Below are 18516 nucleotides of genomic sequence, written 5' to 3'. Positions count from 1 at the left end.
CTCAGAAGCGGAACTCGCCGCCAACCATAATGCTGTTACGTTTCTCAAAGCCTACTTCAGTAATGACATTAAAATTACGGGTTAACTCGTACTGACCACCAACCAGTATATTCCAGGGAGACTGGAGGTGCTGTTTGACACGAAAGCGCCCCTCCTTGTCTTTATTAACGAAGTTAACCAGGCTAACCAAATTAGCAGGCATATGTAGGTTATTCAGATTACCGCCGAAATCCTGAGAAACATTCTGGTACATGCTGCCAACCCATAAGCTGGCGTGAGACACGGGAATAGAATATTTCGATGAACCAGGAACGGTAAAACGATAACCAACGCGCGGTGTAAACGTATAGGCGGTCGTATTACCGTCAAGGATATCGAAGTTCGTGCGGGTATAATTGAAATCCATGGTACCAAACCAGTTATGGTAGCCATAAGCCAGCGTTGTACCGGCACCATAAGTGGTTCCTTTGAATTTCAGGATAAAATCGATATCTGACATTTTTCCAATGACGGGAGCATCCACGGAAACAGTAGAGTTTGAACTCCCCCGGGTATGCCCGACAACCGCGTAAACATTTAAGAAAGGGAATAACCAGGTATCCAGTTTTGCTGTGTCAGTGAGGGATCTTTCCCGCGTGTGGCCGACATTGATTTTAAAAATATTCTGAGGGAGAGGGAAACCGAAAATTTTAAGTCCGGAAAAGTCGATACTATTAACTTTAATGTTCTGACGCATATTCATATGGTTATAGCCAATGCCATAAGGGTCAGGCAATTCATAGCCACGCTTGCGTATTTCCTCACCGAAAAAAGGCAACGGTCCTGTCGATGGGCCAAATAAGTCTGGGGATTTTGTCGCTTCTGCCTCTTTTTCTTTCTTCAAGTCGACATTATTATCTTTATAGTCGAGTGAAAGCGGCGTGCGTATTGCATTTGGGACGCCCGCAAGGGCACATGTTATTGGGGCTGTACAAAAAAAAAGGCCAAAGAGCAGTCTCGCTGTAGCGTGAGGATAATTCATCATCATAACAATCCATGTAATTTAAGAAATGAGAGCCTGCAGCATAACGACAGCGAGGGGAGCTTTCATTTCAGAAAATGCGATGTCTTAAGGAGGAGCATTTTGTAGCGGCTGTTGGGGGAAGGGGAGCGTCTATTGGATTTTATAACATGACAAAGTGTCAAATTTTCCAGGCTATCGGTTCAGTGTTGAATCAGCCCACCAGTCTTTACCTTGTGGGCTGTCATCATTCTGCTGTTGTAACCTGGCGCACCCTCTTATTAATCTTCGCGTTCCTGGGCGGCTCGCTGACGGTCGTAAAACTCATCTTCTGCTGAGATGATTTCATCCATCAGGGAATCCATATCCACATCATGGACCTCTTCAACGAACAGACCGGTGAGCGGGGCTTCTGGGGTTAATTTGCCGTCTTCATACAGCAACCAGATTTCTTTCGCATAACGTGTTTGCAGAAGCTGTGGTGCGAACTGGCCGTAGTAAGTGGTGATGTTATTTACATCACGTTCAAACATGGATTCAGCATGGTTATTGGCAGCGGCATCTACTGCCTGCGGCAAGTCGATAATGACCGGCCCTTGTGCATCCAGCAGCACGTTAAACTCCGATAAATCACCATGCACAATCCCTGCACACAACATGCGCACGATATTGCGGATCATCTCGTGGAAATCATTAACGGCCATTTCTTCCGTTAAGGTCACATCACTGAGACGTGGGGCAACTCCACCGTCTGCATCAGTGACCAGTTCCATCAACAACACCCCGTCCATACAAAGATAGGGCTGTGGCACGCGAACTCCGGCATTCGCCAGGCGGAACAAGGCATCGACCTCTGCCGTTTGCCAGGTCTCTTCCTGTTGCTTACGGCCGAACTTTGAGCCTTTTTGCATGGCACGGGCATTACGGGTATTACGGACTTTACGTCCTTCCTGGTACTGCACGGCTTGCTTGAAGCTACGCTGGGTTGCTTCTTTATAAACTTTGGCGCAGCGGATGTTGTCACCGCATAAAACGGTGTAAACGTCTGCTTCTTTACCGCTTTTTAGTCGCTGAAGCACATCGTCTATCAGGCCATCATCAACCAGAGGCTGGAGTCTGTTGGGAATTTTCATGCGGCTTTATACCTTATTTCAGCCGATTTTCGTATCAATAACAAAGACGGCGGTACTGGAAAAAATGGCAAAATTTGAATCAATATTGTACAAGGCCGAACCGGTGCCAGGAGCGTAGCGATGATACCTGTAGACTGGCCCGGCAGAAAGCGAAACTGTGACGCCATAAGATGCCCGCAATGCACCACGGCTGCCCCTGTGCGTAGTAGTGCACATCAATGTGGGAGGGGCTAAAACCGGGGGGTGGCGCCATCCTGCTAACGGATTGTACATGATGACGGTACAGCCTGGCACCATACCATGAAACCGTGGAGGATGTCAGATGAACCCGGGTAAGAAAGGCCTCTGCGGCTTCGGGGGGATGGGGGATGAAGACTGGGCGAGAATTGCTACAAGTAACAGCAGGCAAAGATGGCGCTGATTGCCATCGACTATCTGCGCCTGATTCAGCTGAAGGAAACAGCCGTCACGATCTGGCCGTTGGTGAGGTGTCCAAAGGACTTACATCACTGGCTAAAACCATCCGCACACCTGTGGTCGCACTCAGCCTGCTGTCCCGCAGCGTTGAGTAGCGGGCTTCATATTTATTCGTCACGCTTTTGCTTCAGGTAAGCTGAGAGCCAGGTCAGGAAGTCGATTAACGTTGGGGGAAACCCGGCGCAATCGCCAACTCTGTTTTCAGTAATTAGGTTCATGGCTGGTCCAGCCAGCTCATTTGTTGGATATTCAGCAAGAAATTTATCGATTTCATCAATAAGATCATTATCTATTGCACCAATAACGTCTATCGAAGAGTCCACAACTTCAGGGTAAGTTTCTCCATACGCATCGATATCATTACCGAGAAATACAGAGAAGTATGTTCTGATATTTTTGTAATCAATCATGATTTCACTTCCCATCCAGACTGTGTGCCCCCACAATAATGCATCCCGCTTTTGTCACTCCGGTAGGTTCCGGGACCAGGCAAAGGGCGGTGGCACCGGCCAGCTCCAGCACACTCCCGAGAAACCCGATGCCACCCCAGATACGCTCAGTGAGCACAGATTCATCAGCCATGACGGCTGCCAGCTGGACCGGGGTCATTGCAATACTAAAACCGTTTTCCATAACCTTTCCTTGTTATCAAGCTATCCAGAATGGATAGTAATGGCGCGGAGTGAACGGGTAAACGTTATCCTGTACGCCATCATCTTTTTCGTAAAAACACTTATTTTCATAAAGCTGGTATATTCTTCTTTTGAGTTTTCTCAAAGGCCTTACCGATATTAACGCTATAAACAACGCCAATAAGCCCGGTATTTTTGGCGTATACCATCACCTCATTAACACGCTTGCTTGAACCGGCTGTATGGCTTTGAGCAGAGCATTGGCTTCGATGTCGGTAATGCAGATTTCACCAATAACAGGAAAAAAATCTCTCTCCAAAGACCGCCAGATATCTTCAGCATAATTTTCAGTTACGCTTGTTTTCTTCACGTTCCCCCAACATTCGGCAATCAATTTGAAAGTTTTGATTTTGGCTTCTTGTGAAGATCGAAGCTGCTCTTTCTGATGTTCAAGAGGATCGATCTGCTTTGCAAGTAACGCACGCGATTCTGCTCTCAGCTTCCATGCGTCGGAAAGTGTGACCTAGGGGGGGGAGGTTCCAAAACTCTGCCGGTTGCCTGGATATGCAGCCAACATGAAGTGATCTCTTCCCTTTGTTCTTTGTTCAGTACCGGCATTAATTGGTATACATTATTGGCATTCATCTTTCTGTATACCAATAATCACCGGATTTGGCTGAATCTCTATGGACAGCTATAAATACAAAAAAGCCCGCAGGGCTTACGCCTTTGGACTGAACCCATATAGCGGGCTTTATATTTATTCGTCACGCTTTTGCTTCAGATATGCTGATAGCCAGGTCAGGAAGTCGATTAACGTTGGGGGAAATGATGCAGTATCTCCAACGGAACCCATTGTAATTTCGTTCAACACCTGTGACGCTTTCTCGTTGGTTGGGTGCTCACTAATAAATCTGTCAATGTCGGAAATTAGTACATCGTCTACTCCATCCTGAAACTCAATAGCACTATCGACAATCTCAGGGTAAGAATTTCCCCAATGATCAGCATCCTGCCCAAAAAAAATCAGAAAAAACATTTTAATAGAACGGTAATTTTTCATTTTTCACTCAGATAGGGTAAGCAGTAAGAAGGTAATAGGGTTTACCATTATAACTTTTCTTATATAAAACGAATTCAAATTTATTTGTTTCAGTAACCGTTTCCGACCCATTTTTGAGCACTATTCCCACAGGTTTGCTAAATGTATGCCTGAGCTGCAAAGAGTAATCCGACCGAACTACAGAGGTGCTTCTGGCCCATTGTCTTATTACAGCCCTGTTCGCTCTGACGGCCTGGCTTAATGCCTTTTCTGCAATTGCCTGTGATATGAATGAACTGGATGCGCTATTTGCTCTATATGTACCTGATTGAATGCCTCTGGCGCGTTTATCCAGTAAATCCTGCTGAGTTTTACCAACATGCTTTTTCAAAGTATGCCCACCGCCCGAAAAACCTTTCACGGCCTCATGTTTCATCAGGTTAACCTGACCCATTCTGACCGAAGCAACCCGCGCAGCGCCAGCTACAGAGAACGGAAGGATCACATCCACGGCGATACCAATCTGGTCAGCAGTGGACTTATCTGCTCCCAGCTCTCTTGCGATACCCGCCGTAGCGCGAGCGGTCACTGAGGCTGTTGGTCTGCCGGAATACACCTGCCAGGCCGAAGCACTCATCCCATCCAGACTGTGCGCCCCCACAATAATGCATCCCGCTTTCGTCACTCCGGTAGGTTCCGGGACCAGGCAAAGGGTAGTGGCACCGGCCAGCTCCAGCACAGTCCCGAGAAACCCGATGCCACCCCAGATACGCTCAGTGAGCACAGATTCATCAGCCATGACGGCTGCCAGCTGGACCGGGGTCATTGCAATACTAAAACCGTTTTCCATAACCTTTCCTTGTTATCAAGCTATCCAGAATTGATAGTAATGGCGCGGAGTGAACGGGTAAACGTTATCCTGTACACCATCGTCTTTTTCGTAAAAACACTTGTTTGCATAAATCTGGCATATTTTTCTTTTGAGTTTTCTCAAAGGCCTTACCAATATTAACGCCCGGAACAGCGTCAATAAGCCCGGTATTTTTGGCGTATACCATCACCTCATTAATGCGCTGGCTTGAACCTGCTGTATGGCTTTGAGCAGAGTATGGGTTTCGATGTCGGTAATGCAGATTTCACGAATAACAGGAAAAACATCTCTCTCCAAATACCGCCAGATATCTTCAGCATAATTTTCAGTTACGCTTTTTTTCTTCACGTTCCCCCAACGTTCGGCAATCAATTTGAAAGTATTGATTTTGGCTTCTTGTGAAGATTGAAGCTGCTCTTTCTGATGTTCAAGAGGATCGATCTGCTTTGCAAATAACGCACGCGGTTCTGCTCTCCGCTTCCGTGCGTCGGAAAGTGTCACCGGGGGGGAGGTTCCAAAACTCTGCTTGGTGCGCTGTCTGATGAAGGGGGGATAGTAGCGAAATTGCCAGAGTTTGCTTCCACTGGATTTCATTAAGAGTGTAAGTATCCCACCAAAACGGCCCATTCATTTTTAGAGATCTTCCGACATACTGATTATGTCCCCTGAGGAGATCGCTATGCGTAAGATCCGATTCACTGAACACCAGATTATCGCCGTTCTGAAGTCCGTCGAAGCCGGACGAACCGTCAAAGATGTCTGCCGTGAGGCCGCGATATCTGAAGCCAGCTATTACAACTGGAAGGCCAAGTATGGCGGGATGGAAGCGGCCGATATTAAAAAGATCAAAGATCTGGAAGATGAGAACCGGCGGCTCAAACAGATGTTTGCCGATCTCAGTCTGGAATGCCGGGCGTTGAAAGATGTTATCGAAAAAAAGCTTTAAAACCAGCGATAAAGCGTGAACTCGTCCGCTATCTGACGGCGCATTTTGCCATGAGTTTACGCCAGGCCTGCAGGACGTTATCGCTGAGCAGGACGGTATATTTTTATCAGCCTGATACCCGGCGTGATGAACCGGTGATCCAGGCGCTGACTGAACTGGCAGAACGCTATCCGCGCTACGGTTTTAAGAAGCTTTTTCAGGTGCTTCGCAGGCACGGTAATGCCTGGAACCATAAACGCGTTCACCGGATTTACTGCCTGCTGAAACTGAATTTTCGTCGTAAGGGTAAACAACGTCTGCCGGTGCGCAACCCGACCCCGCTGGCAACACCGCAAGCGTTAAACCAGAGCTGGTCGATTGATTTTATGCACGATGCACTCGTCTGCGGCAGACGCTTTCGAACCTTCAACGTGGTGGATGATTTTAACCGTGAGGTGCTGGCGATAGAAATCGACCTGAATATTCCAGCTCAGCGTGTCGTCCGGGTACTGGACAGGATAGTAGCAAACCGCGGATATCCTCTGAAGATGCGGATGGATAACGGGCCAGAACTGGTCTCACTGGCACTGGCGCAGTGGGCGGAAGAACACGGGGTGATGCTGGACTTTATCAAACCGGGTAAGCCGACCCAGAATGCCTTTATCGAACGGTTTAACCGGACGTACCGGACAGAAATACTGGATTTTTACCTGTTCAGAACCCTGAATGAAGCACGGGAAATTACAGAGCGCTGGCTGGCTGAATATAACAGTGAGCGACCTCATGAATCCCTGAATAACCTGACGCCGGAAGAATACAGATTGATGGCCGAAAACACGGAAATCTCAAAAAGTGCGTGGAACTAAAACGGGTGTGCTTACAGCTGAAGCGCTCAGCATGTTCCCCCCTATGACCACCGGGTCAGTTTTATGGTGAGTTCCAGGTTTCAACGCGTATAGAACAACTCCAGCGAAGCTCTTACCTCTTCTGATCTTCTGCATGCCCTTCATGGGAATGACTACTCCAAAGATCGGTTGTGAGGAGGCGAGAGCGAAGTTCACTGATTTGCCGCTTTACAGCGAACAGTTCTGTCTTGGTTAGAGGGTTACATGACTGCTTTGCATTTAGGTGGTTAACAATCAAATTGAGCCTGTGATTTATCTCACCAAACATTTTCCATGCCACTCTGTTGATCTCAGGAACGACAACAGGTTGGTTTTTCATGAAGCACATGCGAAGCCATTCGCCTTTGGCATGCTTATGACGCTCTTTGTCTAACTTTGAGAGTTCACTGCTATTGAGTCTCACACTTACACAGCTGAGGCGTAGCGCCCGAGATTTATTCTAGTAATTTGGATTAAGACAAATTTTGTCTTCATTTTGATTAGTTCTACTTGATCTTTCCATGGCAACTCCTTTTGCCGTAAAAGATTAAAAAAACGTAACTTATTGATTGTGATGATAAATAACAATTATCAAATAAATTGATTTTGTCAATGCCGTCACTATAATGAAAAGTATTATTAATGATGCTTGGCATTGAAGCTGATCGCTATGACCACAAGTTGCATGTATACTGTGTTTTTATACAGTTATAGTAGGTGGTGTATGCTAAATGGATTCGCACGTTACGCTTTAACTGCTAGTTCGGTGGCACCCGTATGCCTGACATTGGCATTTTTGGCATTCATTAATGATAATAATAAAATACTTATATGTTCTGTTTCGTTAGCTGTGATAAGCATAATTTTTTGTGCGTTTATTATTAATCAGGCTAAAAAGTATAACCCTGTAACTACTAAAAATCTGGAATCAGCTTCTCCTGCAGATAAAGAGATAACGAATTACTTTTTAACTTATCTCTTCCCATTGATTTCAGGACCAACAACCTTTATGGATTGGAGACTTGCTTTATTTTTCTATTTAAGTCTATTTTTCTACATAAAACACTCGTCTTCTTATAGTTTCAATCCGATATTATCCATTATTTTCGGATTCAAATTTTATGAAGCTGAAGACGATACTGGAGTGAGTTTTGTTCTTTTGTCAACCAAACCACTTACCAATGCCAAAATAAAGGGTTTGAAGGTTAAAAAACTCACTGAGCATACTTACCTCATAGTCTAAGGACCATAGATGGAACTTTTTGCGATTACAGACAGCGAGATACCTACAAGAATTGTTAAAATTGATTTGGACGCTCCAGCTCAAACGCTTGTTGAAAGTTTGTTCAGAACACAAAAAAGCGAGCTGTATAACGATGAGTCAGAAGAAATTGATTTTTGTGCTTCATATAATGTGCAGGATAGTGAAATTTTTTCAATAAACCCGTTCGATGACGAAATGGGGTTGATAAACGCTATTGAGCGGCCAGACGCTGTGCCTATTTGGGATCCAGATGATATCTCTGTTCATTATTTTAAGGCTCTGTTTACTGGTGAACCTGCTTCAAATGGTAATCCTGCTGAAGTATTGATTCAATGCTTCGATAGAAGGCAAATAATCAATAATGAAAAGTCATTTTTTAAGATGGCAACTCAACCTGGAAATAGATTCTCAGTTTCAACACGTCCTGGCTTTTCTCTTAGTGATAGATTGACGGCTATTCTTATTGGAGACAAGTTGGTCTTCAAAAGCTTCTTTATGCTTCGCCGCTTCTTTAATATGGAAGAGTACTTTAATGAAGCAACAAAAGAAGATTTAGGTAATTTTATAGCTAAGGAAATCTTTCATGTGGAGAATAATGAAAGTTTCATGGCATTTGCAGATTCTGCAATTAAGAAAAAAGTATCCCTGATAATGAGCTCTGGTATTCTAAATGATCAGCCTATACAAAATTTAATAGAATGCGCACAGAAAATAGGATACCAGTTAGGTATAACAAATGTTGATGGCGCTGATAAAATCACCATGCCCAACTCTAAAAAAGAAGTGAAGCAACTATTATACTTTTTAGATCAAGGCTACTTTAATTCTATTATTACTAACGAACTAATGTTGACGAACTCTAAGCGTCCAATAAGAATTTGAATTTTGAGTTCCCCTTTACCAATCGAAGAGCAAGTAAAGCAAGGCTACTCAGCTTCGCTGAGTTAGCCCTTGCTTTTAAAAAATACTTAATATCAAAATGCAACCTAAAATTAAAGAGAATTCATAACCCATGAGAATAGAAGAGATAAAAATCAAAAACCTTAACGGTTTCAATAACTACAGTATAAGTATTGAAGATAATAGCTTTATTATAGTTGGTGAGAATGGGACTGGTAAGAGTACCATTCTCTCAATGATTTACTACTTACTAAAGGCTGAGTGGGCAAAACTTATTGAATACGATTATGAAGATATTAATATAAGTATCGATGGTGAAACGAAGTCATTTCCTAAACAGGATATCATTGATTATTTTGACAGGAAAGACAATAGAAGAAATCGAGAACCTAGTAGAAATAGTCTTGCTTATAAACTTAAGTTGTATATTCATGAGTATATTCAGAGTAATTTTGATGGGAATTTTACGAAGTTTAAGAATAGAGATGTAATATTTAAAATAAGAAATGAATTTAAGGAATTAGGTAACCCGATTCCCCCCTCTTCTTTAGTGAGCGACTATATAAATGATTACATTTTGGATATTAATAGTTTCTCCGAAGATAATTTGGATGCGGAATCAGATGACATTGCTAAAGCTATCGCCTTCATAAATGACAAAGTGAATTGCTCATTAATGTATTTGCCAACATATCGTAGAATAGAACAGGATCTTGAAATCATATTTCCTAAATCAACTAAACTATCGAGTTACATAGAAGAAAATGTTGAAGCAGATGGTATTGTTCAGTTTGGGATGAAAGATGTCGAAAGCTTACTCAATAAAGCAATGGATGAATTAAGCTCAGATTTCAGAAATAAATTACGCGAACTCATTGCTCAATCTTTACAAGATATTTTAGGAAACCGCTACGAAGATTTTGTACCCAATGAACATTTATCCTCAGTTTCTGAAAAGGAATTTGAAGAGATCTTAGCTCGTGTTGATAGCGAAACACTATCATCACAAATTAAAGAAGAAATAAGAAAAAACACTAAAAATTATGGAAGAGGAAGAGGTGAAAAAAAACCTGATAAAGTAATTTTTTATTTCATAGGTAAACTTATTGAGCTTCACAAGCTTCAATTAGAAAATGAGTCAAATTTAATTAATTTTATTGATGTTTGCAACAAATATTTGGTTAATAAAGAACTGTATTTTGATCGGGTGAAGTTTGTAATAAGTATAACTCCTACAAAGAACAATGATGATAAAACAAAGACGATAAAATGGGAGACTCTTTCTTCAGGCGAAAAGCAAATAATTTCGCTATTCTCAAAGATATACCTTGGCGATGGAAATGAATTCATAATGATAATTGATGAGCCTGAACTATCGCTATCTTTAGAATGGCAAAGTACTTTCCTTGAAGATGTGAAGAATACAGGTTTGTGTGAAGGGGTATTCGCAGTAACGCACTCGCCATTTATTTATAATAACAGCCTTAAGAAATATGCAAAAGGTATTGGTACACTTTTGGAGGATTTATGAGTTTTTTAGATATCATGGATGCAGCAATTGAATCTCCTCAGACAGCTTTACATACATTGTTAACTAAAATGAGCAATTCGATCAATACCTTGCATGTATATTACGAAGGGAAATGCGATAATAAACTCTATTATGGTATGATAAGGCGTTTAGTTGGTGATACAGTCAATATTAGAACGGTCGTATGCGGGAATAAGAAAAAAGTATTTGCTTTTAAAAATGAATTAGCAGGAAAAAGTAATAAAAAAAACAAAATCATATTCTTTGTAGATAAGGATATTGATAACTTTTTCAATGATAACGACTTTTTTATTACCAATGATATGCATCAATCATTTTATTATTCAATTGAAAACTATGTCGTTTGTGAGCAAGTATTGATTTCAATATGTCGTGAATGTTTCGATATATCAAATCTTGAAGATCAAAACAACGATTTATATATAAAATTGGTGCAGACATTTAAAAGTGCGCAAGAATTTTTCTTTGAAAGAATAAAAGAAATTATGATTTTTGCTTTTATAGCCAGAGAGAATTTCCCAAGACCAGTACTGAGTAGTATGAAGTTCGGCGATCTATTTTATTTTGATGAAAAATGTAATATTAACTTTCATATAAAAGGAGACTATGAGAGTCTGTTAGATTATTTTATCGCTAAAACAGGTTGTGATATTTCAGGATTCTTAAATAGGTATAATTACTTTGAAGAAATGCTGAATAGTATTGATGAGCGTTGTTATGTTAGAGGCAAGTATCAACTAGAAATGTTTTGCTCATTTTTATTATCAGTACAAAAAGCAGTAGGAGTTATTTTGCCTTATAAGCAGAAATTTCAGATAAATGATGAAAGTATTTTTCTTTTTTCTGGTCCTCGGATAATTATACCATCAACAATAAATGAATTTATTAAGGAAAAATCAGAAGCTTTTGTGATTTGATTTTTTAGTGTTTTCTGTGTGAATATATATCAAGGGTGCAGGGTATGGAATTCATTAATAGAATAAAAAAGGAAATGTCCGAAGGGATTGTTAAAGCAATTCTTGAGAATTATAATTATAGAGTTATTGATACTGGCATTGAAAAGGTAATAAGGGAGGTTTCATTTTTACCTATCGAAGCTTATAACGCATTAGGATTTCCTGACGCCTTAAGAAAACTTCCTGATTTTGTCGTTATGGACTCAGAACAAAAGCTTAAATTGCTTGTTGATGTAAAGTATAGAAGTGTTTGGAGTAGCAATCTATTATTAGATAGAAACATAATAAAGCAAGTCGAGCTTTTCAGAGAGCTTGTGCTTATTGTAATAAATGCAGCGCCGCCGAACGTTTCTCCAAAACGTGTTAATCATAATCCTGTAGCATATATAAGATGCGTTATATTATCCCTAAAAGACGGGGTTTATAAAGTAAAGAAAAGAAATTATAGTCATAAAGATGAATGGATTGTAGTTGATGAAAACAGTGTAAAAAAATTCAGTTGGTTTTCTACACATACTTTGGCACAAGTGTTTCCTAAGATAAAGGATGAATATAATAACGAAATTATAAAATCTGCTGTGAATGCTTTGTCAGGAGTAATTAATCATCAGAAATCATAGAAATATTTTTTTATAATCTATTTTACTTCTTTGTAAAAATAACCATGATGAGAACTTTTTTTCAACGCTCCTATCCATGGTTATCTCTCCTTTGCTCATCAAATAATTGGGGAAGCCTTCAACTCTATGCGAATAGATTGATAATTCCTCCTCTTTAAAATCCCCATCATAGTATTTCTTCAGTGCTTCATCCATTTCACGCATATATTGTTCATACAGTTTTATTGCTTCCTTAACGGATTTTATTTTTTTGGTTTTCATGCTTACCTCTTTTATTATAAATAAATAATATTTTTTAATGATTGTCAAGTTTGGTCATTAATGGTTCTAATTTGATTTTTTTCATCTTATCACGGTGAAAAAATTTGAAATTGAAAAAAGTTAATTTGATTATCTTGGTTTTTTTACAATTACTGCAACTCAAAGAGTTTTTTGAAATGTTTTTTTAAAACAATGTGATTTTATAGCAAACCTATGTTGAATTATAAGATTCATAACTTTCTATATTGCGAGAGCCTATTCAGACCATGGAGATATTTTTATACGATCCATTTCATACGCCCAGCATGAATGGGCTCTTCCTTCCTCATCAGAAGAGAGAATTATCATGGGGAAAGGGGATAGTGGTAATTTAATTTAAGGTGTCAGATTCAGTTAATTGACTGTGAAATTGTTTCAAGCCACTCTCACATGGCTTATACGCGCTAATGACCTCTGATTTCAACAGCGCCCAAGTAATATTGAAATGTAACCATTTTGACTTTTATTTAAAACAGTTAGTTAATTTTTGATTCTGCTGCATTATTCGTAAATGTGACTTCATGCAGCTATTGCTTTTAATTTTAGAGATTGCACAAGATTACCCCACCACTGCATTAGTGCCACTCTTTCGGCAAGGTACTCAGCGCGGTTGTATGCTGCTACGATCTCGTCCTTCTTTGAGTGGGCAAGTGCTGCTTCGAGAACTTCAATTCTGAACTTGCCGGATTCCTCTGCTGCTGTCCTCGCTATTGATCGCATGCCGTGGGCTACAAGCTCACCTCCGAATCCCATTCGAATGATAGCGGCATTGGCTGTCTGCTCATGCATATGGCTTAAAGGGGCCTTTATACTTGGGAAAATCCACTCTCTGTGCCCACTCACTGGTTTCATTGCTTCGAGAATTCGCAATGCTTCTCTACTTAATGGAACTTTGTGGATTTTTCTCATTTTCATGAAATCTGCCGGAATGGTCCAAATGCCATTGGTTGTATCAATGTCAGACCACCTCGCTTTAACGGCTTCACCTGGACGGACCCAGGTTAACAATTGCCATTCAATCAGCAGCCGTGTCTCCAGTCGAACGGAAGCATTGCTTAATGTAGCCAGAAAGCGTGGTAATTCTGAAGGAGGTAGTGCTGACATATTTTGCTTTTTGGGTTTTCTAAAGCGTTGTGCAAGGTTATCAGCGGGATTGAACTCAATCAGTTCCTCAGTAGCTGCCCAACGAAAAATTTCATTTAGTCGCGAAATAATGCGCCTTAAAGTTTCGAGAACCCCACGCTGTTCAATTGGGTCAAGCTGTAGCTTCAGGAGTTTGGGGCGAATCTCTTTTATCGGAACATTACCCAATCCAGGGAAGACGTTACGTTCAAGGCTACGCCAGATATCTGCTGCATGATCTTCTGAAATCCCTGACGTTCTTTTCTTCTCTTCCAGCCACTTTTTTGCAACTACCTGCAATGTGTGTTCAGTGGCCGCTTTTAGTGCATTCGCTTTATCGGCTTTATGGGTTTGCGGATCAATCTGCTGGGCGAGTAGGGCGAGGTACTGATCTCTGAGAGCGCGAGCTTGCGCGAGGGTAAGGTGAGGATAAGTTCCCAAACTCATTTTCGTTCGTTTCTTAGTCACGGGAACCGCATACCTGAAGTACCAGTTTTTCTTGCCACCTTTCAAGATTGGCGATATGCGCAAAAACAAGCCGTCACCATCGAAGAGGTTCACTTCCTTCTCGCCAGGCTTAGTGCTTTTGATTTGAGTATCATTGAGTTTAGTGACGACTTTCGGCATGTATGGACCCTCAGATTTTGGACCCATGGGCATTGGGTCCAAAACAGGGTGTCATATGGCGTGGATTCTAGCAACTCTCGGTGGACTACTATGGACACAAAAAAGCCCGCAGGGCTTGTGCCGTGCGGGCTTTCAGGACTTCAGCGGACAATTCTGGTATCGCCGCGAAAGAATTTTGGTGGAGCTGGCGGGAGTTGAACCCGCGTCCAGAATTACTACACCGTCGGCACTACATGCTTAGTCCATCTTTACATTCGCCGGTCAGCTGCGAACGGACACGCCACTGACAAACTAGCCTGATTAGATTTTAGCGCTTCAACCCCAGGCAAGGTATTCACGCGAGTTCTTTTAGGTTTGACCTCTCTTGATCCCCGTCTTAAGAACGGAAGCTAGGGAGAGAGGGCTCTAAGCAGGTTATTAAGCTGCTAGTGCGTAGTTTTCGTCGTTTGCAACTATTTTTTTGCGGCTTTTTACGAGGCAAACCGCCCCTCGGCATGCTCCTAGGGCTTTGCAAATCCTGTCGAATCCAGAATCAGCCCCAAGTACTGTTTAGCAGTATATCAGAAAAACCTGTCGTTGTACCAGTAGGTTAGCGATTAGCGTGCTTCATGATACGTGCTTTGTCTTGTTTCCACTCACGATCTTTAATGTCATCGCGCTTATCGTGCTCTTTCTTACCTTTCGCCACGCCGATCTTCAGCTTGGCCCAGGCATTCTTCCAGTACATCGACAGTGCAACGATAGTAAAACCATCACGATTGGCTTTACCAATCAGGCTATCCAGCTCGCGCTTTTTCAGCAGCAGCTTACGGCTGCGCGTGGGATCGCAAACATAATGCGATGAGGCGACGCTCAGAGGCTGGAAAGTTGACCCGAACAGGTAGGCTTCGCCATCGCGTAGCATGATGTAGCTATCACTGATGTTGGCCTTACCGGCGCGGAGAGATTTGACTTCCCATCCCTGGAGCGAAAGCCCGGCTTCGAACTCTTCTTCAATGAAGTATTCGTGGCGGGCGCGCTTGTTCATGGCAATGGTCGCGGAACCGGGTTTGTGTGCTTTTTTCTTTGTCATAGTGCCACTTAGTGTACATGAAGCAGTGATTAATGGCATCCCCTGTAGCGCCAGGCATGGGGGAAAAGCCTATTCTAGCAGATGGTTAGCAGGAGAGAATTTTTGTTTGATTGCCGGCGATGGTATTATTGTTATGTTTAGAAAATGACAGGAATCGATATGTCCCAGATTAGTCGTTCGGCGCTGGTGCCGTACAGTGCGGAACAAATGTACCGCTTAGTGAATGATGTTGACAGTTATCCGCAGTTTTTGCCGGGTTGCACCGGTAGCCGGGTGCTGGATGCCAGTTCCGATCAAATGACGGCCTCGGTGGATGTCTCTAAAGCTGGAATCAGTAAGACTTTTGTCACGCGTAACACGCTGACGGATAACCAAAGCATCCATATGCAACTCGTTGACGGTCCGTTCCGCAAACTCAGCGGCGGCTGGCGCTTTACGGCGTTGAGCGATGAAGCCTGCAAAGTGGAGTTAAATCTGGATTTCGAGTTCACCAATATGCTGGTCGAACTGGCTTTTGGCCGAATCTTTAAAGAGCTGGCCAGCAGCATGGTACAGGCTTTCACCCAGCGCGCGAAAGAGGTGTACAGTGCCTGATATCGCTGTTGAAGTGGTGTATGCATTGCCAGATAAACAGTACCTTTACAGCGTAAAGGTCGAAGAGGGCAGCACCGTTGAGCAGGCCATTGTCGCTTCTGGTCTGCTGGCTCTGCGCAGCGATATTGATTTGCAGGAAAACAAAGTAGGCATCTTCAGTCGCGCGGTGAAACTGCATGATGTGGTACAGAGCGGCGATCGTATTGAAATTTATCGTCCGCTGATCGCCGACCCTAAAGATCTTCGTCGTCAGCGTGCTGAACGCGCGGCAAAAAAATAAGGCGCAATCTGCGCCTTATCTTGTTAGCTCACAACCTGCTTTTAGCCTGCGTTAGCAGACAGAGCAGCTTTGTTATCAATGTTAGTCAGTGTGCCGCTCTGATCGAAAGTCAGGGTCAGTGTCTGCTGCTTCACCACCTCGTGGCCTGGCTGCTGGCGGAACACGTAATACCAGACGTTGCTGCCAAACGGATCATGCATCATCGGTGTACCCAGGGTATAGGCAACCTGCTGCTGGGTCATCCCCGTGTGAATTTTAGCAACATCGTTCGCAACCAGGTAGTTGCCCTGGTTGATATCCGGGCGGTAAACCACGCGCTCCAGAGTGGAACAACCCGCGGTCATCATCAGAAGAACCACCGCAGCAGCAGTCAGCGTTTTACAGCGCATAATCAATGTTTATTCCTTTGTGGCTATATTCGTTTCCCCTGAAACCGCAGCTCCGGGTCTTTCGGGTTTATCAGTGTGCAATGATGATACCAGCGTAACTTGCCGATGATAATAAACCTTTCCGCAGTTTAAAACCTCTGCGAAGCAACGATATGACCACAAACCGGTAAAAAAGTGCAATCTTCACGCGGCTAAAAGTTCTTTTGCGTTCGCCAACGTGTTGCGTGTAACTTCGCTACCACCCAGCAGGCGCGCCAGTTCTTGCAGGCGTGCACGCTTGTCCAGGGGCTTCATATGCGTCTCTGTCATCGCGCCATCGGTCTCTTTGCTGACATAGAAATGCTGATGACCACAGCCAGCGACCTGCGGCAGATGCGTCACGCACATAACCTGCGTGGATTCGCCCAACTGACGCAGCATTTTACCCACTACCGCGGCGGTGGGTCCGCTGATACCGACATCCACTTCATCGAAAATCAACGCCGGCGTGTCCATCTTACGTGCAGTAATGACCTGAATCGCTAACGCAATACGTGACAGTTCCCCGCCGGAAGCGACCTTCGCTAACGGTTGAACCGGCTGGCCTGGGTTGGTGCTGACGCGGAAATCAATGCGGTCAGCGCCTTCCGCAGTCAGATGCTCGGGATTGAACTGGATATCAATCGTAAAGCGCCCGTGGGGCATTGAGAGCATATGCATGCTTTCGGTAATTAACCCGGTAAGCTCATCGGCAAAGTGAACCCGGCGCTCATGCAACTGCCGTGCGCAGTTGAGGGCCGCATCGTAATGAAGGCTAACGGCCTGGCTCAATTCATCCTGGTCGCTTTCCTGCTGATCCAACAACAACTGTTCTGCGAGTAGCTGCTGATAGAAGGTCGGCAGTTCTTCAGGGGCGATGTGGTGCTTACGCCCGAGGCCGATCTGGCGTGACAGACGTTGCTCCAGTTCATGCAGACGGTTGGGATCGAGATCCAGCCGATCGCAATAATGGCGCAGTTCATCACTGGCCTCGCTGATCTGGATTGCGGCTTCTTCCAGCATGGCAAAGACGCCGCTGAGCTTATCATCCATCTCAATCAGCTCTGCCATCAGCTGGCGTGCGTTATACAGCTGACTTTGCAGATTGTTATCGTCGCCATCAGCCAGCATCAGCAGAGTCTGCTGGCTGGTGGAGAGGAGCTGTCCGCTGTTCGCCAGACGTTTGTACTCTTCATCAATCTGCTCATATTCACCGCTGATCGGGGCGAACTCATTCAGCTCTTTGAGCTGATACTGCAACAGTTCACGACGGGCTTCACGCTCCTGTGACTGCTGCTGATGCTGGGCAAGGGTGCGACAGCTCTGATGCCACTGGCGATAGTGTTGCGCCATGTTTTGCATCAGCAACGGTTCGCCCGCATAGGCATCCAGCAGATTTTTTTGATGTTCAGGTTTGAGCAGGAGCTGGTGAGCATGCTGGCCGTGGATCTGAATCAGCGCCTGGCCGAGATCGCGCAGCTGTGAAAGAGGCACGGCGGTGCCGTTGATAAAGCCACGCGAACGCCCATCGCTGCTGATCACCCGGCGCAGCAGACATTCATTGCCGTCGTCGAGTTGATTGTCGGTTAACCAGCGCTGGGCTGAGGGGGTATCTTTCAGCGAGAATCGCGCACAGATGTCGGCGCGTGCCGCACCCTGGCGCACCATATCTGCATCGGCCCGGCCACCCAGGCATAAACCCAGCGCATCGATAGCGATGGATTTACCTGCGCCGGTCTCACCGGTAATGGCCGTCATTCCACGCTGAAAGTCGATCTCCAGCTCACGTACAATCGCGAAGTTACTGATGGTCAGTTGTGCCAGCATGATGGTATTCCTGTATGAAAACACAGATATG

At 43.8% G+C, this 18516-nt stretch carries 19 protein-coding genes, 1 other RNA gene and 4 pseudogenes; 9 read left to right on the top strand and 15 right to left on the bottom strand.

The features are described 5' to 3' along the window. Position 1 precedes the first annotated feature (1 nt). Both WH279_RS21700 and WH279_RS21695 read right to left on the bottom strand, forming a co-directional pair. Positions 2-1027, bottom strand: coding sequence for a hypothetical protein (locus WH279_RS21700; protein WP_339458634.1), 1026 nt, complete (start codon positions 1025-1027; stop codon positions 2-4). A gap of 254 nt (positions 1028-1281) precedes the next feature. Continuing rightward, positions 1282-2133 carry a PA4780 family RIO1-like protein kinase gene (locus tag WH279_RS21695; RefSeq protein ID WP_133845811.1) on the bottom strand — a complete coding sequence of 284 codons (852 nt, stop codon included), beginning with the start codon at positions 2131-2133 and terminating at the stop codon, positions 1282-1284. Between the two features lie 414 nt (positions 2134-2547). On the opposite strand from WH279_RS21695, the pseudogene WH279_RS22800 reads away from it, so the two are divergent. Continuing rightward, a pseudogene (locus tag WH279_RS22800) lies at positions 2548-2702 on the top strand (DnaB-like helicase C-terminal domain-containing protein); the annotation flags it as partial. A 15-nt stretch (positions 2703-2717) separates the two neighbouring features. On the opposite strand, the gene WH279_RS21690 reads toward WH279_RS22800, so the two are convergent. The 6 genes and pseudogenes from WH279_RS21690 to WH279_RS21665 form a co-directional block, all read right to left on the bottom strand. Continuing rightward, a complete protein-coding gene (locus WH279_RS21690; protein WP_159338577.1) occupies positions 2718-3020 on the bottom strand; it encodes a hypothetical protein in 303 nt (100 codons plus the stop codon). A 4-nt stretch (positions 3021-3024) separates the two neighbouring features. After that, positions 3025-3243: a hypothetical protein gene (locus WH279_RS21685; RefSeq protein WP_159338576.1), complete on the bottom strand. Its 219-nt coding sequence runs from the start codon at positions 3241-3243 to the stop codon at positions 3025-3027. A 109-nt stretch (positions 3244-3352) separates the two neighbouring features. Next, positions 3353-3765, bottom strand: a pseudogene (locus WH279_RS21680) (phage integrase central domain-containing protein); the annotation flags it as partial. Between the two features lie 237 nt (positions 3766-4002). Then, positions 4003-4305, bottom strand: a complete 303-nt coding sequence (locus tag WH279_RS21675) for a hypothetical protein (protein WP_339458628.1) — start codon at positions 4303-4305, stop codon at positions 4003-4005. 7 nt (positions 4306-4312) lie between these two features. Beyond that, positions 4313-5134, bottom strand: a complete 822-nt coding sequence (locus WH279_RS21670; RefSeq protein ID WP_339458625.1) for an RNase A-like domain-containing protein — start codon at positions 5132-5134, stop codon at positions 4313-4315. Between the two features lie 109 nt (positions 5135-5243). Then, positions 5244-5770 (bottom strand): annotated as a pseudogene (locus WH279_RS21665) (integrase arm-type DNA-binding domain-containing protein); the annotation flags it as partial. Positions 5771-5834: 64 nt separating this feature from the next. Between WH279_RS21665 and WH279_RS21660 the strand changes: the two are divergent. After that, positions 5835-6946, top strand: a protein-coding gene (locus WH279_RS21660; RefSeq protein ID WP_150099640.1) for an IS3 family transposase whose coding sequence is annotated in 2 segments (ribosomal slippage) — positions 5835-6096 and positions 6096-6946 — 1113 coding nt in all. Because the reading frame shifts where the segments join, the coding sequence is not laid out codon by codon here. A 12-nt stretch (positions 6947-6958) separates the two neighbouring features. Here the strand turns inward: WH279_RS21660 and WH279_RS21655 are convergent. After that, a pseudogene (locus tag WH279_RS21655) lies at positions 6959-7090 on the bottom strand (relaxase/mobilization nuclease domain-containing protein); the annotation flags it as partial. Positions 7091-7688: 598 nt separating this feature from the next. Between WH279_RS21655 and WH279_RS21650 the strand changes: the two are divergent. The 5 genes from WH279_RS21650 (at position 7689) to WH279_RS21630 (ending at position 12256) form a co-directional block, all read left to right on the top strand. Further along, on the top strand, positions 7689-8207 hold the full coding sequence (locus tag WH279_RS21650) for a hypothetical protein (RefSeq protein WP_339458617.1): 519 nt from the start codon (positions 7689-7691) through the stop codon (positions 8205-8207). Between the two features lie 9 nt (positions 8208-8216). Further along, positions 8217-9110: a Kiwa anti-phage protein KwaB-like domain-containing protein gene (locus WH279_RS21645; protein ID WP_339458615.1), complete on the top strand. Its 894-nt coding sequence runs from the start codon at positions 8217-8219 to the stop codon at positions 9108-9110. Positions 9111-9240: 130 nt separating this feature from the next. Continuing rightward, complete coding sequence (locus WH279_RS21640; protein ID WP_339458612.1) at positions 9241-10659, top strand: AAA family ATPase; 1419 nt, start codon at positions 9241-9243, stop codon at positions 10657-10659. Beyond that, positions 10656-11597 (top strand): DUF4435 domain-containing protein, encoded by a 942-nt coding sequence (locus tag WH279_RS21635; protein ID WP_339458609.1) that lies wholly within the window; start codon positions 10656-10658, stop codon positions 11595-11597. The genes WH279_RS21640 and WH279_RS21635 overlap by 4 nt, the downstream gene beginning before the upstream one ends. 44 nt (positions 11598-11641) lie before the next feature. Continuing rightward, entirely contained in the window at positions 11642-12256 is a 615-nt protein-coding gene (locus WH279_RS21630) for a hypothetical protein (RefSeq protein ID WP_339458607.1), read from the top strand. Here WH279_RS21630 and WH279_RS21625 read toward each other — a convergent pair. From WH279_RS21625 to smpB, 4 genes are all read right to left on the bottom strand, one after another. Further along, positions 12251-12517 carry a hypothetical protein gene (locus WH279_RS21625; protein WP_339458604.1) on the bottom strand — a complete coding sequence of 89 codons (267 nt, stop codon included), beginning with the start codon at positions 12515-12517 and terminating at the stop codon, positions 12251-12253. The genes WH279_RS21630 and WH279_RS21625 overlap by 6 nt on opposite strands. Positions 12518-13075: 558 nt before the next feature. After that, a complete protein-coding gene (locus WH279_RS21620; RefSeq protein WP_339458601.1) occupies positions 13076-14305 on the bottom strand; it encodes an integrase arm-type DNA-binding domain-containing protein in 1230 nt (409 codons plus the stop codon). A 176-nt stretch (positions 14306-14481) separates the two neighbouring features. Continuing rightward, positions 14482-14845: a transfer-messenger RNA gene (gene ssrA / locus WH279_RS21615) on the bottom strand. A gap of 49 nt (positions 14846-14894) precedes the next feature. Next, positions 14895-15377 (bottom strand): SsrA-binding protein SmpB, encoded by a 483-nt coding sequence (gene smpB, locus WH279_RS21610; RefSeq protein ID WP_133845816.1) that lies wholly within the window; start codon positions 15375-15377, stop codon positions 14895-14897. A 159-nt stretch (positions 15378-15536) separates the two neighbouring features. On the opposite strand from smpB, the gene WH279_RS21605 reads away from it, so the two are divergent. Continuing rightward, a complete protein-coding gene (locus WH279_RS21605) occupies positions 15537-15971 on the top strand; it encodes a type II toxin-antitoxin system RatA family toxin (RefSeq protein ID WP_133845817.1) in 435 nt (144 codons plus the stop codon). After that, on the top strand, positions 15964-16251 hold the full coding sequence (locus WH279_RS21600; protein WP_159338559.1) for an RnfH family protein: 288 nt from the start codon (positions 15964-15966) through the stop codon (positions 16249-16251). The genes WH279_RS21605 and WH279_RS21600 overlap by 8 nt, the downstream gene beginning before the upstream one ends. 41 nt (positions 16252-16292) lie before the next feature. Here WH279_RS21600 and bamE read toward each other — a convergent pair whose 3' ends face one another. After that, positions 16293-16640, bottom strand: a complete 348-nt coding sequence (bamE, locus tag WH279_RS21595) for an outer membrane protein assembly factor BamE (protein ID WP_227534951.1) — start codon at positions 16638-16640, stop codon at positions 16293-16295. 183 nt (positions 16641-16823) lie between these two features. Continuing rightward, a complete protein-coding gene (recN, locus tag WH279_RS21590) occupies positions 16824-18485 on the bottom strand; it encodes a DNA repair protein RecN (protein WP_171148966.1) in 1662 nt (553 codons plus the stop codon). Positions 18486-18516 lie beyond the last annotated feature (31 nt).

The organism is Erwinia sp. MYb375 (assembly GCF_037479175.1).
Classification (GTDB): Bacteria; Pseudomonadota; Gammaproteobacteria; order Enterobacterales; family Enterobacteriaceae; genus Erwinia; species Erwinia rhapontici.
This window is presented reverse-complemented; position numbering and strand designations above follow the sequence as displayed.

What these genes read in the sequence shown, in the direction of transcription:
- WH279_RS21605 (WP_133845817.1), top strand. Translation starts at nt 15,537, where the DNA reads ATGTCCCAGATTAGTCGTTCGGCGCTGGTGCCGTACAGTGCGGAACAA.
- WH279_RS21650 (WP_339458617.1), top strand. Translation starts at nt 7,689, where the DNA reads ATGCTAAATGGATTCGCACGTTACGCTTTAACTGCTAGTTCGGTGGCA.
- WH279_RS21685 (WP_159338576.1), bottom strand. Translation starts at nt 3,243, where the DNA reads ATGGAAAACGGTTTTAGTATTGCAATGACCCCGGTCCAGCTGGCAGCC.
- WH279_RS21630 (WP_339458607.1), top strand. Translation starts at nt 11,642, where the DNA reads ATGGAATTCATTAATAGAATAAAAAAGGAAATGTCCGAAGGGATTGTT.
- WH279_RS21620 (WP_339458601.1), bottom strand. Translation starts at nt 14,305, where the DNA reads ATGCCGAAAGTCGTCACTAAACTCAATGATACTCAAATCAAAAGCACT.
- WH279_RS21645 (WP_339458615.1), top strand. Translation starts at nt 8,217, where the DNA reads ATGGAACTTTTTGCGATTACAGACAGCGAGATACCTACAAGAATTGTT.
- WH279_RS21690 (WP_159338577.1), bottom strand. Translation starts at nt 3,020, where the DNA reads ATGATTGATTACAAAAATATCAGAACATACTTCTCTGTATTTCTCGGT.
- WH279_RS21670 (WP_339458625.1), bottom strand. Translation starts at nt 5,134, where the DNA reads ATGGAAAACGGTTTTAGTATTGCAATGACCCCGGTCCAGCTGGCAGCC.
- WH279_RS21675 (WP_339458628.1), bottom strand. Translation starts at nt 4,305, where the DNA reads ATGAAAAATTACCGTTCTATTAAAATGTTTTTTCTGATTTTTTTTGGG.
- bamE (WP_227534951.1), bottom strand. Translation starts at nt 16,640, where the DNA reads ATGCGCTGTAAAACGCTGACTGCTGCTGCGGTGGTTCTTCTGATGATG.
- WH279_RS21635 (WP_339458609.1), top strand. Translation starts at nt 10,656, where the DNA reads ATGAGTTTTTTAGATATCATGGATGCAGCAATTGAATCTCCTCAGACA.
- WH279_RS21695 (WP_133845811.1), bottom strand. Translation starts at nt 2,133, where the DNA reads ATGAAAATTCCCAACAGACTCCAGCCTCTGGTTGATGATGGCCTGATA.
- smpB (WP_133845816.1), bottom strand. Translation starts at nt 15,377, where the DNA reads ATGACAAAGAAAAAAGCACACAAACCCGGTTCCGCGACCATTGCCATG.
- recN (WP_171148966.1), bottom strand. Translation starts at nt 18,485, where the DNA reads ATGCTGGCACAACTGACCATCAGTAACTTCGCGATTGTACGTGAGCTG.
- WH279_RS21640 (WP_339458612.1), top strand. Translation starts at nt 9,241, where the DNA reads ATGAGAATAGAAGAGATAAAAATCAAAAACCTTAACGGTTTCAATAAC.
- WH279_RS21625 (WP_339458604.1), bottom strand. Translation starts at nt 12,517, where the DNA reads ATGAAAACCAAAAAAATAAAATCCGTTAAGGAAGCAATAAAACTGTAT.
- WH279_RS21700 (WP_339458634.1), bottom strand. Translation starts at nt 1,027, where the DNA reads ATGATGATGAATTATCCTCACGCTACAGCGAGACTGCTCTTTGGCCTT.